At 58.3% G+C, this 16,665-nt stretch carries 12 protein-coding genes; 7 read left to right on the top strand and 5 right to left on the bottom strand.

Features of this window, described 5'->3' with window-relative positions; translation table 11 throughout:
• The first annotated feature begins 78 nt into the window (after positions 1-78).
• A complete protein-coding gene (fldA, locus tag SSARUM2_RS05930; protein WP_025301862.1) occupies positions 79-618 on the top strand; it encodes a flavodoxin FldA in 540 nt (179 codons plus the stop codon).
• Between the two features lie 329 nt (positions 619-947).
• Positions 948-1,394 carry a ferric iron uptake transcriptional regulator gene (gene fur / locus SSARUM2_RS05925; protein WP_019454058.1) on the top strand — a complete coding sequence of 149 codons (447 nt, stop codon included), beginning with the start codon at positions 948-950 and terminating at the stop codon, positions 1,392-1,394.
• Positions 1,395-1,640: 246 nt separating this feature from the next.
• Here the strand turns inward: fur and SSARUM2_RS05920 are convergent, their stop codons facing one another.
• From SSARUM2_RS05920 to nagE, 5 genes are all read right to left on the bottom strand, one after another.
• Entirely contained in the window at positions 1,641-4,298 is a 2,658-nt protein-coding gene (locus tag SSARUM2_RS05920; protein WP_060452726.1) for a beta-N-acetylhexosaminidase, read from the bottom strand.
• A 13-nt stretch (positions 4,299-4,311) separates the two neighbouring features.
• Positions 4,312-4,638 carry a ChiQ/YbfN family lipoprotein gene (gene chiQ, locus SSARUM2_RS05915; protein WP_004939944.1) on the bottom strand — a complete coding sequence of 109 codons (327 nt, stop codon included), beginning with the start codon at positions 4,636-4,638 and terminating at the stop codon, positions 4,312-4,314.
• 46 nt (positions 4,639-4,684) lie between these two features.
• Complete coding sequence (locus SSARUM2_RS05910; RefSeq protein ID WP_047568891.1) at positions 4,685-6,088, bottom strand: OprD family outer membrane porin; 1,404 nt, start codon at positions 6,086-6,088, stop codon at positions 4,685-4,687.
• A gap of 578 nt (positions 6,089-6,666) precedes the next feature.
• On the bottom strand, positions 6,667-8,331 hold the full coding sequence (gene glnS, locus SSARUM2_RS05905) for a glutamine--tRNA ligase (RefSeq protein ID WP_033655303.1): 1,665 nt from the start codon (positions 8,329-8,331) through the stop codon (positions 6,667-6,669).
• Positions 8,332-8,571: 240 nt separating this feature from the next.
• Entirely contained in the window at positions 8,572-10,608 is a 2,037-nt protein-coding gene (gene nagE / locus SSARUM2_RS05900; RefSeq protein WP_047568893.1) for an N-acetylglucosamine-specific PTS transporter subunit IIBC, read from the bottom strand.
• A 334-nt stretch (positions 10,609-10,942) separates the two neighbouring features.
• Between nagE and nagB the strand changes: the two genes are divergently transcribed.
• The 5 genes from nagB (at position 10,943) to SSARUM2_RS05875 (ending at position 16,606) form a co-directional block, all read left to right on the top strand.
• Positions 10,943-11,743, top strand: a complete 801-nt coding sequence (gene nagB / locus SSARUM2_RS05895) for a glucosamine-6-phosphate deaminase (protein ID WP_004939952.1) — start codon at positions 10,943-10,945, stop codon at positions 11,741-11,743.
• 18 nt (positions 11,744-11,761) lie between these two features.
• Positions 11,762-12,901: an N-acetylglucosamine-6-phosphate deacetylase gene (nagA, locus tag SSARUM2_RS05890; protein WP_033637449.1), complete on the top strand. Its 1,140-nt coding sequence runs from the start codon at positions 11,762-11,764 to the stop codon at positions 12,899-12,901.
• 27 nt (positions 12,902-12,928) lie between these two features.
• Positions 12,929-14,149, top strand: coding sequence for an N-acetylglucosamine repressor (locus tag SSARUM2_RS05885; RefSeq protein ID WP_033637448.1), 1,221 nt, complete (start codon positions 12,929-12,931; stop codon positions 14,147-14,149).
• A gap of 67 nt (positions 14,150-14,216) precedes the next feature.
• Positions 14,217-14,969 (top strand): HAD-IIA family hydrolase, encoded by a 753-nt coding sequence (locus tag SSARUM2_RS05880; protein ID WP_004939957.1) that lies wholly within the window; start codon positions 14,217-14,219, stop codon positions 14,967-14,969.
• A 188-nt stretch (positions 14,970-15,157) separates the two neighbouring features.
• Complete coding sequence (locus SSARUM2_RS05875) at positions 15,158-16,606, top strand: glycosyl hydrolase family 18 protein (RefSeq protein WP_060452725.1); 1,449 nt, start codon at positions 15,158-15,160, stop codon at positions 16,604-16,606.
• The last annotated feature ends 59 nt before the right edge of the window (positions 16,607-16,665 follow it).

Genomic DNA, 16,665 nt, shown 5'->3' with positions numbered 1-16,665 from the left:
ATCATTTTAATCGGCGTCAGCGGCGGCAGTGCCGGCGTCGAGTAATGCAATTACTTGAATTTAAAGGTTATACGCGATATGGCTACTGTAGGCATTTTCTTTGGCAGCGACACTGGCAATACCGAAAACATTGCCAAAATGATCCAGAAAATTCTCCAGAAACAGTTTGGCGACGACGTCTCTGAAGTGCATGACATCGCTAAAAGCAGCAAAGAAGACCTGGAAGGGTTCGATATCCTGCTGCTGGGTATCCCGACCTGGTACTACGGTGAAGCACAGTGTGACTGGGATGATTTCTTCCCGACGCTGGAAGAAGTCGACTTCAACGGCAAACTGGTGGCGCTGTTCGGCTGCGGCGACCAGGAAGACTACGCGGAATACTTCTGTGACGCGATGGGCACCATCCGCGACATCATCGAACCGCGCGGCGCGGCCATCGTGGGCCACTGGCCGACCAAAGGCTACCACTTCGAGGCCTCCAAAGGCCTGGCGGACGACGATCACTTCATTGGTTTGGCGATCGACGAAGACCGCCAGCCGGAGCTGACCAACGAACGCGTGGACGCCTGGGTCAAACAGATCGTCGAAGAGCTGAGCCTGGCCGATATCGTCGGCTAAGCCCCGGTGCTGGCGAAAGGTTGAACAAAGGCCCTGTAAAGTGCATAGTGTGCCCACAGGGCCGTCATCGGCAGCAGGGATTGCTGCGATAGAAGCTACAGATTTGTAACTTCCCACCCCGTCACGGTAGACTGAGATATCGGTTTATCCCATCCATCAAGGCGTTGCATGCAAAACATGCAATAGTGCAATTATATCTTTGTTAACAACCGGCGGTTTCTATTTAGTACAACCGGTTCTATAATGAGACGCATTAACTCTTTGTGCCGACCGATGCCACAGGCGAGTACGCCTCAACTTGATTAGCATAGTAACAGGACTGAATTCGCATGACCGACAACAACATCGCACTGAAGAAGGCCGGCTTAAAAGTCACGCTTCCGCGACTCAAAATCCTGGAAGTACTGCAAAATCCGGAATGCCATCACGTCAGTGCGGAAGATTTGTACAAAAAACTGATTGATATGGGCGAAGAGATCGGGCTGGCAACGGTTTATCGCGTACTGAACCAGTTTGACGATGCGGGCATTGTGACACGTCACAATTTCGAAGGCGGCAAGTCCGTGTTCGAGCTGACCCAACAGCATCACCACGATCACCTGATTTGCCTGGACTGCGGCAAAGTGATTGAATTCAGCGACGAATCCATCGAAGTTCGCCAGCGTGATATCGCCAAGCAGCACGGCATCAAGCTCACCAACCACAGCCTGTACCTGTACGGCCACTGCGAAACCGGTGACTGTCGTGAAGACGAAACGCTGCACGACAAGAAATAAGCCTGACCGGCTATGAAAAACCGCCTCACACCGAGGCGGTTTTTTTATGCCCGCCGTGCAACGGGCAAAAAAATCCCCGGACCAGCCGGGGAAAATCATGTCATGAAATATCACAATTACAGCGGCACTGCGACTCCACGTACTACTCTCACTTCAACGTCCGCCCCGCGCCGACACGCGCGAAGGCAGACGCATTCCCCCTTCGTTATACGGCCTGCCGCCGGGCAGCAGGCCGTTGCACCGGGCTTAAACCTTCTCGGCGCGGCTGTAGCGTTTACCGTCCGGGCTGACCGAACGCACCTGAACGTCACCGGAAACCGCCGGTTTGGCCTTGGCGTCATAGCGCTGCCACTGCTTGCCGCCGTCGGTGGAATACTCGATGCCCAATCCCGGCAGCGCGATATTCGCCTCCAGCTTGCCGCCCGCTACGCGCGCGCCCGGCACCGGCAGACGGTAAGCGACGCCGCCTTTGTCCAGCTTGGCCAGTTCACGCTGGCCCAGAATATTGGCGAAGCGCAGCCAGTCTTTCTCCAGCGCCTTGGTATCGACAAAGTGGGTTTCCCCGCCTTTGTATTCGCGGCCGGCGCGATAGTCCTGCTCCCAACCGGCGCGGTGCCAGGCGCGTTCCGCCACCGACAGCGCGCGTGGGAAGATCATGTATTCCATCTGCGGATCGGTGCGCTGGGTTTCGCTCCACAGCTGAGCGGACAGCCCGTAGGCGCCCGGCCACGGCTTGTCACTCTTAGCGCTGAAGGGGTTGCCGTCGCGGTCGACCGAGGTTTCCGCGTTCTGCGGCATGTTGTCCGGCGCGAAGCTGAACACCTTGCGCTCGTCGCTGAAGCGGGTGCCCCAGTAGTAACCGCGCTCGTCCGGGTTCACCTCGTAAGGGAAGTCCATATAGACGTAGTCCGGGTTGGAAACCACCACTTCATACCCTTTGTTGGCCCAGTCGTTGACGCTATCGAAACCGCCCCAGTACAGGGTATCCCAGAAGTTGACGCCCACGCGCGAGGTGGCGAACGCCTTCGCGCTCTCGGCGTCTTTCAGGCCGTCCTGCCAGGCCTGCATTCTGTCGATGCCGTGCGCCTTCACCAGCTTGCTGACCTCTTGGCCGAAGTAGCTCGGCAGGTGCTCCATGTCGGCCACCTTGCCTTCTTTGATCATCGTCTGGCACACCTGCGACTTGGCCCACGGCTTGTCTTCGTTGCTCTGATCGATGATGCCTTTGCCCGGCTCCGGTTTCGCCTTGTCGGTATAGCCGGCGCCCAGGCGAATGTTTTTCGCTTCGTCGCCGCCGAAGTGCCAGGTCTTGATCGGCTGGCCGGCTTCTTTATGCATCTGGGCGATTTCGCCGATCACCTTGTCGACAAAGCGCTGGGAAGAGTCCAGGCACGGGTTCAGGTAGCTCTGGCGGTTAAAGAACTGCACGGAGGTGGTGTTGGAGGTATCGGTCGGATCCACCAGGCGGAATTCGTTGGCCTCCTGCTCTTTCCCGGCGGCATGCAGCTTTTTATAGCGCGCTTCCATCGAGACCACCGCGGCGCGGGCGTGCGCCGGCATGTCGATCTCCGGGATCACTTCAATCTGGCGCGCCTGGGCGTATTTGATGATGTCGATATAGTCCTGACGGCTGAAGAAGCCGCCGTAGACGTCCGGCCCCTGGCCGTACTGCGGCAGCAGGCAGGTGGTTTCGCTCAGATCGTGGCAGCGCTGGCCGCCGACTTCCGTCAGCTCAGGCAAACCGGGGATCTCGATGCGCCAGCCTTCGTCATCGCTCAGGTGGAAGTGGAATTTGTTGAGCTTGTAGGCCGCCATCTGATCCAGCAGGCGCAGCACCGCGTCCTTCTTATGGAAGTTGCGCGCCACGTCGAGGAAAATGCCGCGATACTCGAAGCGCGGTGCATCGCTGGCGTCCAGCGTGGCGATCTTGCCGCTGCCGTCGCTCGGCACTAACGACAGGATCGACTGCAGCCCGTAGAACACCCCGGCCTGATCGAAACCGATCACTCGCGCCTCTTTCTTGCCGATTTTCAACTCATAGGCGCCTGACACCGCCATCGCGCCTTTAAACTTGCCCGGCTGAATGTCGGTCTTGATAGGATAGCCGTTGGCCTGAACCGGCACGCCCAGCAGCGCAAAGCGCTGGTTGACGGCGTCCGCCGCCGGCTTGACCAGCGTGCTCAGATCCGGTGCCACGCCGTTACGCAGATCGGCATCCTGCGCGTGCAATTTCACCTGCATCGGCGTCGGCACGATCTGGCCGCGCAGCGCGCCGGCAGGCAGCGTCTGCAGATCGGCATTGCTGACAAAGCGCGAAGCCGGCGTCATCAGAATGTTTTTGTCGTCCTTGGTGCGCTTCCACTGGTCGCCGGTGAACGGCGCCACGAACTGATCCAGATTTTCGGTATCGGTATTCGCCAGCATTTTCGGCTTGGCGTCGCCGGACGTGGCATACCAGCGCGGCAGGAAGTCGTTTCTGAACAACTGCCAGTATTCGGCCACCACTGGAATTTCCACCGCCTTACCGGCCGGGAAACCGCTGAATTTGGCGGTCGGCTCCAGCTTGTACAGATCGCCGGTGAGGTGAGCGATCTTGAACTGGTCGTTGTCCACCCGCAGAGTCTGGCGCGGGCTGTGGAAATAGATGACCCAGTCTTTGCCGTCGATCGCCTGGCCGTCGTTGCTGAGGGTGAACAACACCCGGTTGCAAGAGGCCCAGTCGGCGCCCAGCGCCGCGCAATCCACGCCGTTTTCGCCGGCGCGGTTATCCAGCATTTTCACGTTCAGCTTCAGCTGACTCAGTTGATCCACCAGCTGTTGATCAGCCATGGCGTTTCCCATGCCGCCCAGGAATCCCATCGTTGCCGTCAAAGCGGCTAATGCGCTCAGTTTGAATGCGTTCATGTTCTTGTCCTTCTTAATTATTGTTATCGCGAATTTCTTGCCACAGCTTGCCGCACTTGGCGTCGTAAGCCTGACCGTTGCCGCTGTGAACCGCCATAATGCAGTTCTGATAATCCATCACCCGCACCGTTTCCTGCGCGGCGAACTGCTGGTGCTGCTTCTCTTGCTTCAGCACGTTCAGCACCGCCTTGCAGGGCTGCAGACGCTCCGGTGAACCTTCGGCGGTGTTGATGCAGGCGCTGTAAGCCTGCTTCAATTTGGCGTCTTCCGGCGGCGCGGCGGGTTGCGCGCAGGCGCTCAAGGCCGCGGCGGCCGCCAACATCAGCATGATTTTTTTCATCGTTGAATTCCCTTAACTGCCCCCGGCGGCGAGGCCGGGGAACGCATCAGAAGATGGTGAATGGCGCGATGACCATGAACTTGACGTCTTTCTCGTCCTGGAAGATGTTGCCGTAACCGCCGCCCCAGCTCGGGATGTTGGTGTGGTTGTCATACTGGGTGTAGTGCAGCTTGATCAGCGTGCCCTTGGCGCGCCCTTCCTGGATGGTGTACATCGCGTCCAGGCTCCAGGCGCTCTCTTTCAGGCGCTGGCTTTGATCGTAGATCGGGTTGGTGCTCGGCTTGGCGTCCCAGGCGTAAACGTAGGAGCCGCCGACCGCCATGCCCGGCAGGTTCCAGTTGCTGAGGTCATACATCACTCCGGCGTACACCGCTTTCTCGCCGTTGGCGTTAAAGTCGGAGCGGTTGTCCCACCACACGTCCAGACGACCGTTGGACGAGGCGTAGGTTGGGGTCATGCGCTGCAGGAAGAAGCCCTGGTTGCCTTCCGCCTTGACCATGGTGCCTTCCAGACGCCAGTTGAACTGCCCGGTGGTGTAACCGAAGGTCAGCGCCTGCAGCCAGGCCAGGCCGTCGTAGATGCTGTTTGGATCGTTCTTGTCGCTGATGCGGTCTTCCGCACCGTAGAACTGGTAACTGGTGGTCAGCGGGTTGCCCAGCACATCGAATTTGTAAGACGCTTTAGTGAAGTATTGATTCACGTATCCCTGCGCCTGGCCGAAGGCGGCTTCCAGCACCAGATCGTTTTTGAAATCGTATTTGGCGCCCAGCGAGTGCAGGTAGGAGACGCGGGTTTTCCTGTCGTTCTGGCGGAAGTCGTCCACCTCGATATGCCACGGTGCCTTGTATTTGTCGGCCCACATGTAGGAGAAGCTCAACGCGCCGGCATCGCCGTAGTCGAACTTGGCGCCGGCTTCGGCCCCCTGATAGGTGCCCGGCATAAAGCTCCAGTGTGGCGCCAGCAGGGTTTGGCCGCTCGGCTGAATATAGCCGGCGCGCGCCCAGACCGGGCCGTATTTGAATTTGGCGGCGGCTTTGTACAGGCTGATGCCGCCCTTGTCACCGGAATAGTCTTCGTCGTAGGTCCGGTTTTTCGAGGAAAACGCGATCTCGTTCGGGTGGCCGCTGGCGCTGGATTCCGCCAGCTCGATAGCGGTGAAGGCACCGACGTCCAGACCGAACATATCCCAGGCGTAGCCCGAAGCGAAATCCAGGCTCAGGTTGGCGGTGGAGTGCGACAGGTTGGTGGTATATTGGTTGTAGTCCTTGCTGTCCGGATTGAGATCTTTACGGTCGCGCTCACGTTGCCAGTAATAGATGCCGCCGGTCAGCGTGGAATCATCGATAAACCCTGCGGCTTTCGCCTCAGGCGCCATGGCAAACCCTGTTCCCAACAGCGCGCCCGCGACTGCGAGCGCCAGCGTTTTACGCTGAGCACCGTGCGTACCCATATTGAAATTCCTCTTTGACTTAACTTAAAAGTTGCAGCCGCCTGTGTTCACCACTGCCCTGCACGACTGCCAATAAAAAACCCGAACGGGTAAAAAATATTGCCGACGAGATGTTATTCCCACAGCACTAATTGCTACAGACAGACTATTTTTCGCGACGCGAATTATCAAATGAAAAATGCGGGAGATTTGTCAAAGTATGACAAGGAGCACATATCAGTGAGATTTTGTTACGCCGGTGATCATGGAAGGTGTCGAATAAAAAATTCAATTAAATCAGAATAAATTGAGATACCAGGTCAACCAGAGACGATTAATGGTTTCAGCCTGACTAAATCCGTCAGTCAGGCGATAAAAATTGAAAGCGCTCTCTAAATGAAATTAATTCGCATCACGAATATATAAGCAAATATTAAGACTAACAAGGCCAATATCAGAAAGCTTATGGGTTAATGCGCCGTGATTAATTAAACGCGCTCCGGTTAAAATCAGAGAGGAATAGATCGCAGGTGAAACCATAGGCAAAAAAAAGCGCGGCCTAAGCCGCGCTGATTCATTAATTTTCTAGGCGAATAAGATTAGCCCTCGATTTTCGCCCAGGTGTCGCGCAGGCCGACGGTGCGGTTAAACACCAGATGCTCGGCCGACGAATAGCGACTGTCGGCGCAGAAGTAACCTTCACGCTCGAACTGATAGGCTTTCTCCGGCTGTGCGGCCGCCAGGCTCGGCTCGACGAAGCCGTGCTTGATCACCAGCGATTCCGGGTTGATGGTGGAGAGGAAATCTTCCGCCGCGCCCGGGTTAGGCACGCTGAACAGGCGATCGTACAGGCGAATTTCCGCCGGCAGCGCGTGCGCCGCGGACACCCAGTGGATCACGCCCTTCACCTTGCGGCCGTCTGCAGGATCTTTGCTCAACGTTTCCGCATCGTAGCTGCAGAAGATGGTGACGATCTCGCCCGCTTCGTCCTTCTCGACGCGCTCGGCCTTGATCACGTACGCATTGCGCAGACGCACTTCCTTGCCCAGAACCAAGCGCTTGTACTGCTTGTTGGCTTCTTCGCGGAAGTCGGCGCGATCGATATAGATCTCGCGGCTGAACGGCACATCGCGGCTGCCCATTTCCGGCTTGTTCGGGTGGTTAGGCATGGTGACCATTTCCACCGCATCGCCCATGTTCTCGATGACGATTTTCACCGGATCCAGCACCGCCATGGCGCGCGGCGCGTTCTCGTTCAGATCGTCGCGGATGCAGGATTCCAGCGCCACCATCTCGACGTTGTTGTCTTGCTTGGTCACGCCGATGCGCAGGCAGAACTCGCGAATCGAGGCGGCGGTATAACCGCGGCGGCGCAGACCGGAGACGGTTGGCATCCGCGGGTCGTCCCAGCCTTCGACGATCTTCTCGGTCACCAACTGGTTCAGCTTGCGCTTCGACATGATGGCGTATTCGAGGTTGAGACGCGAAAACTCGTACTGACGCGGGTGGCAAGGAATGGTGATGTTATCCAACACCCAGTCATACAGACGGCGGTTATCCTGGAATTCCAGGGTACACAGCGAATGGGTGATCCCTTCCAGCGCATCGGAAATGCAGTGGGTGAAATCGTACATCGGGTAGATGCACCATTTATTGCCGGTCTGGTGGTGTTCGGCGAACTTGATGCGGTACAGCACCGGATCGCGCATCACGATAAACGGCGAAGCCATATCGATCTTGGCGCGCAGGCAGGCGGCGCCTTCGGCGAACTCGCCGTTGCGCATCTTCTCGAACAGCGCCAGGTTCTCTTCCACGCTGCGATCGCGGTACGGGCTGTCTTTGCCCGGCGCGGTCAGGGTGCCGCGATATTCACGGATCTGCTCCGGCGACAGCTCATCGACGTAGGCCAGCCCCTTGGTGATCAGCTCGACCGCATACTGGTGCAGCTGATCGAAATAGTCTGAGGAGTAACGAACGTTGCCGCTCCACTCAAAGCCCAGCCACTCCACGTCGTGCTTGATTGACTCCACGAACTCGATGTCTTCTTTCACCGGGTTGGTGTCATCGAAACGCAGGTTGCACTGGCCCTGATAGTCCTTGGCGATGCCGAAGTTCAGGCAGATGGACTTGGCGTGGCCGATATGCAGATAGCCGTTAGGCTCCGGCGGGAAGCGGGTATGTACCGACGTGTGTTTCCCCGACGCCAGATCTTCATCGACGATCTGACGGATAAAATTGGTTGGGCGGGCTTCAGCCTCACTCATTTCACTGTTCCTCAATGCAAAGCGCTACACATAACCGCCTATGATCCAACAAGCCACGTCTGGAAACAACCGTTTGTTGCACGAAAAATGCGGCGCGTTGCCCCCTCGGCGCGCAGCGCACCGCCGTGGGGCGAAACGGGATAAAAAAAGCGGGAAGAGATCGCTCTCTTCCCGCCAAATCGGGGCAAACTCCGCCATGATGCGTGGCCGGCCCCCGGTACTACTCAGGTAAAAACGGCCTTACTTTTGGATCTCGTACAGCTTGGTCTGACCGGCGACCACCGATCCGCTGGCCAGCGCCGCCAGGCCGGCGTAGTCGTCAGAGTTGCTGACCACCACCGGGCTTATCATCGAACGCGCGTTGGCGTTGAGATAATCCAGATCCAGTTCCAGGATCGGTTGACCGGCTTTCACTTCCGCGCCCTCTTCCACCAGGCGTTTGAAGCCCTGGCCTTCCAGCGCGACGGTGTCGATCCCCATGTGCACCACGATCTCGGCGCCCTTGTCGGTTTCCAGGCAGAACGCGTGGTTGGTATTGAAGATTTTCACCACGGTGCCGTCCGCCGGCGCCACGACGATGTTGTCGGTCGGGCGAATCGCCAGGCCGTCGCCTACCGCCTTGCTGGCGAAAGCTTCGTCCGGCACCTGATCGAGCGCCACGACTTCACCGGTCACCGGCGCTACCAGCGTTTCAAACGCGGCTTTCGGCGCGTTCGGCACCGCCTGCGGTTTGGCTTCCGCGGCAGGGGCCGCCGCCGGGGCCGCCGCTGCCGCTACCGGGCCGGCTGCAATCACGTTGCGCATTGCGCTGGCGATAAGTTCAGCACGGGTGCCGACGATCACTTGCACGCTCTGCTTGTTCAGGCGGATAACGCCGGATGCGCCGAGGCGTTTCGCCAAGGCGTCGTTCACCAGCGCGGAGTCTTTCACGTTCAGACGCAGGCGGGTGATGCAGGCATCGATGCCGGTCAGGTTGTCGGAACCGCCGATCGCGCCGACGTAGCGACGGGCCAGCGTGGTGGTTTCGTTTTCGTCTTTACCGGCGTTGCTGTCGACGTTGACGTCATAACCGTCGGTTTCGTCACCGGCAACCGCCAGTTCGCGGCCCGGGGTCATCAGGTTGAATTTCTTGATGGTGAAGCGGAACACCACGTAGTAGATGACGAAGAACACCAGGCCTTGCGGGATCAGCATGTACCAGTGGGTCGCCAGCGGGTTGCGGGACGACAGCACCATATCCACCAGCCCGGCGCTGAAGCCGAAACCGGCGATCCAGTGCATGCTGGCGGCGATGAACACCGAGATACCGGTCAGCACGGCGTGGATCACGTACAGTACCGGCGCCACGAACATGAAGGAGAACTCCAGCGGTTCGGTGATGCCGGTAAAGAAGGCGGCGAACGCGGCCGCCAGCATGATGCCCGCCACTTTGGCTTTGTTTTCAGGACGCGCGCAGTGATAGATGGCCAGCGCTGCCCCCGGCAGACCGAACATCATGATCGGGAAGAAGCCCGCCTGATAACGGCCGGTGATGCCAACAACCGCTTTACCGGCTTCGATTGACTGCTGGCCGCCGAGGAAGTTAGGAATATCGTTGATGCCGGCCACGTCGAACCAGAATACCGAGTTCAGCGCGTGGTGCAGGCCGACCGGGATCAGCAAACGGTTGAAGAAGGCGTAAATGCCGGCGCCGACCGAACCCATTTTCTGAATGTGTTCACCGAAGTTCACCAGACCGTTGAAGATCACCGGCCAGATGTACATCAGAATGAAAGCGACCAGGATCATCAGGAAGGAAATGAGGATCGGCACCAGGCGGCGGCCGCTGAAGAACGACAGCGCCTTAGGCAGCTCGACGCCGCTGAAGCGGTTGTACACTTCGGCGGAGATGATACCCACCAGAATACCGACGAACTGGTTCTGGATCTTGCCGAACGCGGCAGGCACCTGATCGAGCGGGATCTTCTGAATCATCGACACGGCGGCCGGTGAACAGAGGGTGGTCAGCACCAGGAAGCCGACGAAGCCGGTTAACGCGGCGGCGCCGTCCTTGTCTTTGGACATGCCGTAGGCCACGCCGATAGCGAACAACACCGACATGTTGTCGATGATAGCGGAGCCGGATTTAATGAAGAAAGCGGCGAGCGCGTTGTCGCCGCCCCAACCAACAGGGTCAATCCAGTACCCGACGCCCATCAAGATGGCGGCGGCGGGCAGCGTGGCGACCGGCACCATCAGCGCCCGTCCCACCTTTTGCAAATAACTAAGAATGTTCACCTTTTCCCCCTATGTTGTCCGCGGACGGACCCTATTAGTAGTTTATTTGGAGCTCTCACTACCTTTTTAGAAACAACGCATGGCACGTATCACTCATGCCGAGTGTAAAAAATTTATTTTGTATCGCAAATTAAAACCTCCCTTTTTGTGATAAATATCACCAAAAAGTAGTCTTTCCCTCCCGGATTGCTGGCCATCACACAAAACTTATTTTATCATTCAAAAAATCAACCGGACGGACGATTCACGCGAGAATCATAAAGCTGGGTTACGCTTAGGACTCCCGCAGGCCCGTACAGTATAGCTTTAGTTTACTTATCCCAAGAGGTGTTAGATGAGACTTATCCCACTGAAAGATACCGCACAAGTCGGCAAATGGGCCGCGCGTCATATCGTTCAACGCATCAACGCATTCAAGCCAACCGCAGAGCGCCCGTTTGTCCTCGGCCTGCCTACCGGCGGCACGCCGCTGGAAGCCTACAAACATCTGATTGCGATGCACAAAGCAGGTGAAGTAAGCTTTAAGCATGTTGTGACTTTCAACATGGACGAGTACGTTGGCCTGCCGCAGGAACACCCGGAAAGCTACCACACCTTCATGTACCGCAACTTCTTTGATCACGTTGATATCCCTCGTGAAAATATCAACCTGCTGAACGGCAACGCCGCGGATGTCGATGCCGAGTGCCGCCAGTACGAAGAGAAGATCAAGTCTTACGGCAAAATTAACCTGTTCATGGGCGGCGTGGGCATCGACGGCCATATCGCGTTCAACGAACCGGCTTCGTCCCTGGCTTCGCGCACCCGCATCAAAACGCTGACCGAAGACACCCGCATCGCCAACTCGCGCTTCTTCGGCGGCGACGTCAGCCTGGTGCCGAAATATGCGCTGACCGTCGGCGTGGGTACGCTGCTGGACGCGGAAGAAGTAATGATCCTGGTGACCGGCCACGCCAAGGCGCAGGCGCTGGAGGCCGCGGTGGAAGGCAACATCAACCACATGTGGACCATCAGCTGCCTGCAGCTACACGCCAAAGCGGTGGTGGTGTGCGACGAGCCGGCCACCATGGAACTGAAAGTCAAAACCGTCAAATATTTCCGCGAGTTAGAAGCGGAAAGCGTGAAAAGTCTTTAATCTTTGCAGGGGGCTACGATGTTCGCTTTAACCCACGGCCGAATCTATACCGGCCACGACGTACTTGATGACCATGCAGTCATTATCGCTGATGGGCTGATCGAGAGAGTCTGCCCGGCGGCTGAATTGCCCGCCGGCATCGAAACGCGCGACCTGGGTGGCGCCATCCTGGCCCCCGGGCTTATCGACGTGCAGCTGAACGGCTGCGGCGGCGTACAGTTCAACGATTCGCTGGAAGCGATTTCGGAAGAAACGCTGGAGATCATGCAGCACGCCAACGAGAAATCCGGCTGCACCAGCTATCTGCCGACGCTGATCACCAGCAGCGACGAATTCATGAAGCACAGCGTCGAGGTGATGCGCGCCTATCTGAAAAAGCACCAAAACCAGGCGCTGGGCCTGCACCTGGAAGGGCCGTACCTCAGCCCGGTGAAAAAAGGCACCCATAACCCGGCGTTCATTCGCAAGCCAACGCAGGACATGATCGATTACCTGTGCGCCAACGCCGACGTGATCACCAAGGTGACGCTGGCGCCGGAGATGGTTGAGCCACACGTTATCAAGCAGCTGACCGAGGCCGGCATCGTGGTCTCCGCCGGCCACTCGAACGCCACCTACGATCAGGCGCGCACCGGCTTCGCCGCCGGCATCAGCTTTGCCACCCACCTGTACAACGCCATGCCGTATATCACCGGCCGCGAACCGGGGCTGATGGGAGCGATCTTCGACACGCCGGAGGTCTATACCGGCATCATCGCCGACGGCCATCACGTGGCCTGGGCGAGTATCCGTAACGCCAAACGCCTGAAAGGTGATAAATTGGTATTGGTCACCGACGCGACCGCACCGGCAGGTGCAGATATTGACCAATTTATTTTCGCCGGTAAAACAATATACTATCGGGATGGGCTGTGCGTGGATGAGAACGGCACCCTGAGCGGTTCCGCGCTGACCATGATCGAAGCGGTGCAAAACAGCGTCGAACATATCGGCATCGCGCTGGACGAAGCGCTGCGCATGGCGACGCTGTACCCGGCGCGCGCCATCGGCGTCGAGCACCGTCTGGGCACCATCGAAGCCGGCAAGGTGGCTAACCTGACCGCCTTCACCCGTGATTTTAAAATCACCAAAACGCTCGTTAACGGTAACGAGGTTTAATTCAATGAACAGCGAGTAACATTATTGATGAGCACCGGCGGACAAGCACAAATAGGGAACGTTGACTTAGTCAAACAACTTAACGGCGCGGCAGTTTACCGCCTGATCGACCAGCAGGGCCCGATCTCGCGCATTCAAATTGCCGAACTCAGCCAGCTTGCCCCCGCCAGCGTCACCAAAATTACTCGCCAGCTGCTGGAGCGCGGGCTGATCAAAGAAGTCGATCAGCAAGCCTCCACCGGCGGCCGCCGCGCGATCTCCATCGTGTCGGAAACCCGTCATTTCCATACCGTCGCGGTGCGTCTCGGCCGCCACGACGCCACCATCACCCTGTATGACATGAGCGGCAAATCGCTCGGCGAAGAACACTATCCGCTGCCGGAACGCACCCAGGAAACGCTGGAGAATGCGCTGTTCGCCGCCATCGCCCAATTCATCGAAGCGAATCAGCGCCGCCTGCGCGAGCTGATCGCCATCGCGGTGATCCTGCCCGGCCTGGTGGATCCGGCGCTGGGCGTGGTGCGCTACATGCCGCACATCAGCGTCAGCAACTGGGCGCTGGTGGACAACCTGCAGCAACGTTTCAACGTCACCAGCTTCGTCGGCCACGACATCCGCAGCCTGGCGCTGGCGGAGCACTACTTCGGCGCCACCCGCGACTGCGAAGACTCGATTCTGGTGCGCCTGCACCGCGGCACCGGCGCCGGCATCATCGTCAACGGGCAGATTTTTCTCGGCAACAACGGCAACGTCGGCGAGATCGGCCATATCCAGATCGATCCGCTCGGCGAACGCTGCCACTGCGGCAACTTCGGCTGCCTGGAAACGGTGGCCGCCAACGCGGCGATCGAACAGCGCGTGCGCCAGCTGCTGAGCCAGGGCTACCCGAGCAAACTGACGCTGGAAGACTGCGGCATCAACGCCATCTGCAAGGCCGCCAACCGCGGCGATCTGCTGGCCAGCGAAGTGATCGAACACGTCGGCCGCTATCTGGGCAAGGCGGTGGCCATCGCCATCAACCTGTTCAATCCGCAGAAGGTGGTGATCGCCGGTGAGATCACCGAAGCGGACAAAGTGCTGCTGCCGGCGATCCAGAGCTGCATCAATACCCAGGTGCTGAAGGACTTCCGCAAGAATCTGCCAGTGGTGACCTCCGAACTCAATCATCGCTCGGCGATCGGCGCTTTCGCCCTGGCCAAACGCGCGATGCTCAACGGCGTGCTCTTGCAGCGATTGCTGGAAAGCTGATCCGCCGCTTCTGGCAGGTGTGTTATCGTCACCCCTTGCCTGCCGTAATCATGAGAAACAGCGACAAATGAAAATCAAAAACGTTATATGCGATATCGACGGCGTGCTGCTGCATGACAATACGCCGGTGCCCGGCGCCGATCTGTTCCTGGCGCGCATCCAGGAACAAGGCATGCCGCTGGTGGTGCTGACCAACTACCCGTCACAGACCGCGCAGGATCTGGCGAACCGCTTCGCCGCCGCCGGGCTGGAAGTGCCGGAGAGCGCGTTCTATACCTCGGCGATGGCCACCGCCGATTTCCTGCGCCGCCAGGAAGGCAAGAAGGCCTATGTGGTGGGCGAAGGCGCGCTGATCCATGAGCTGTACAAAGCCGGTTTCACCATCACCGACATCAACCCGGATTTCGTGATCGTCGGGGAAACCCGCTCTTACAACTGGGACATGATGCACAAGGCCGCCTACTTCGTCAGTAACGGCGCGCGCTTTATCGCCACCAACCCGGATAGCCACGGCCACGGCTTCTCGCCGGCCTGCGGCGCGCTGTGCGCCCCCATCGAGAAGATCACCGGCCGCAAGCCGTTTTACGTCGGCAAGCCCAGCCCATGGATCATTCGCGCCGCATTGAACAAAATGCAGGCGCACTCGGAAGAGACGGTGATCGTCGGCGACAACCTGCGCACCGACATTCTGGCGGGCTTCCAGGCCGGCCTGGAAACCGTGCTGGTGCTGTCCGGCGTCTCCACGCTGAGCGACATCGAAACCATGCCGTTCCGCCCGAGCTACGTCTACCCTTCCGTTGCCGATATCACTATTTTCTGATGCATTTATGGCGGCTGCCCGGCCGCCATTATTTCCCTCTTCCTGACTACAGTTTGAATTTAATTCGTTCATGGCCGCAAAAGGTTTCAGCCTGCCCGCGCTAAAAACCCTCATTATAACCTTACGCCCCGCCAATAGCTGATATTGCCGGCAGGCGAAAATCCCTTACCCTAATTAATGAGGCTACCATGAGCACAAATAACATTATTAATGCCGCCGATGACGCAGCCATTATGCCGACTATCGCCAATAAAAAAATCCTGATGGGTTTCTGGCACAACTGGGCCGCCGGCGCCAGTGACGGTTATCAACAAGGCCAGTTCGCCAATATGAACCTGACCGACATTCCCGCCGAATATAACGTGGTGGCCGTCGCCTTTATGAAAGGCCAGGGAATCCCGACCTTCAAGCCTTACAACCTGTCCGACGCCGAGTTCCGCCGCCAGGTGGGCGTGCTGAACAGCCAGGGCCGCGCGGTGCTGATCTCCCTCGGCGGCGCAGACGCGCACATCGAACTGAAAACCGGCGACGAAGACCGGCTGAAAGACGAGATTATTCGCCTGGTGGAAGTCTACGGCTTCGACGGCCTGGATATCGATCTGGAACAGGCGGCGATCGGCGCCGCCAATAATAAAACCGTCTTGCCTGCGGCGCTGAAAAAAGTAAAAGACCATTACGCCGCGCAGGGGAAAAACTTTATTATCAGCATGGCGCCGGAATTCCCTTATCTGCAGGCTAACGGCAGCTATGGCGATTATATTAATGCGTTAGATGGCTATTATGACTTTATCGCGCCGCAATATTATAACCAGGGTGGCGACGGCATCTGGGTTCCCGAGGCCAATAACGGTGCCGGTGCCTGGATTGCCCAAAACAACGACGCCATGAAAGAAGACTTCCTCTATTACCTGACGGAAAGTCTGGTCACCGGCACCCGCGGATTTATCCGAATTCCAGCCAGTAAATTCGTTATCGGCCTGCCGAGCAACAACGATGCCGCCGCCACCGGCTACGTGATCGACAAACAGGCGGTGTATAACGCCTTCTCGCGTCTCGACGCCAAAAACCTGTCGATCAAGGGCCTGATGACCTGGTCAATCAACTGGGACAACGGCAAGAGCAAAGCCGGCGTGGCCTACAGCTGGGAGTTCAAAACCCGCTACGCGCCGCTGATTCAGGGCGGAGTCACCCCGCCGCCGGGAAAGCCTAATGCGCCGACGGCGCTGACGGTCTCCGAGTTGGGCGCCACCTCGCTGAAGCTGAGCTGGGCCGCCGCCACCGGCGCCTTACCGATCGCCAGTTACACCGTTTACCGCAACGGCAACCCGATCGGCCAGACTGCCGGCCTGTCATTGGCCGACAACGGCCTGGCTCCGGCCACTCAGTACAGCTACTTCGTTACCGCAACCGACAGCCAGGGCAATACCTCGCTGCCGAGCAGCGCGCTGGCGGTCAAAACCGCCAACGACGGCACGCCGCCCGATCCGAGCGCGCCCAAGTGGCAGAACAACCACAGCTACCAAGCCGGCGACGTGGTGAGTTATAAAGGCAAGAAATACACCTGTATTCAGGCGCACACCTCCAACGCCGCCTGGACGCCGGACGCCGCCTTCACCCTGTGGCAGCTCATCGCCTAATCGCTAATCGATTGCCGGTCAAACCGGCCGGCAATCCCGTCATTACGCTAAAAATTGCA

Source organism: Serratia sp. K-E0102 (genome assembly GCF_029962625.1).
In the GTDB taxonomy this organism is placed as follows: Bacteria; Pseudomonadota; Gammaproteobacteria; order Enterobacterales; family Enterobacteriaceae; genus Serratia; species Serratia sarumanii.
The sequence above is the reverse complement of the archived record's forward strand: the minus strand, read 5'-3'. Positions and strand labels throughout refer to the sequence as shown.

Bases quoted from the DNA above. Each gene is read 5' to 3' on its own strand.
- fldA (WP_025301862.1), top strand. From the start codon at position 79: ATGGCTACTGTAGGCATTTTCTTTGGCAGCGACACTGGCAATACCGAA.
- fur (WP_019454058.1), top strand. From the start codon at position 948: ATGACCGACAACAACATCGCACTGAAGAAGGCCGGCTTAAAAGTCACG.
- SSARUM2_RS05920 (WP_060452726.1), bottom strand. From the start codon at position 4,298: ATGAACGCATTCAAACTGAGCGCATTAGCCGCTTTGACGGCAACGATG.
- chiQ (WP_004939944.1), bottom strand. From the start codon at position 4,638: ATGAAAAAAATCATGCTGATGTTGGCGGCCGCCGCGGCCTTGAGCGCC.
- SSARUM2_RS05910 (WP_047568891.1), bottom strand. From the start codon at position 6,088: ATGGGTACGCACGGTGCTCAGCGTAAAACGCTGGCGCTCGCAGTCGCG.
- glnS (WP_033655303.1), bottom strand. From the start codon at position 8,331: ATGAGTGAGGCTGAAGCCCGCCCAACCAATTTTATCCGTCAGATCGTC.
- nagB (WP_004939952.1), top strand. From the start codon at position 10,943: ATGAGACTTATCCCACTGAAAGATACCGCACAAGTCGGCAAATGGGCC.
- nagA (WP_033637449.1), top strand. From the start codon at position 11,762: ATGTTCGCTTTAACCCACGGCCGAATCTATACCGGCCACGACGTACTT.
- SSARUM2_RS05885 (WP_033637448.1), top strand. From the start codon at position 12,929: ATGAGCACCGGCGGACAAGCACAAATAGGGAACGTTGACTTAGTCAAA.
- SSARUM2_RS05880 (WP_004939957.1), top strand. From the start codon at position 14,217: ATGAAAATCAAAAACGTTATATGCGATATCGACGGCGTGCTGCTGCAT.
- SSARUM2_RS05875 (WP_060452725.1), top strand. From the start codon at position 15,158: ATGAGCACAAATAACATTATTAATGCCGCCGATGACGCAGCCATTATG.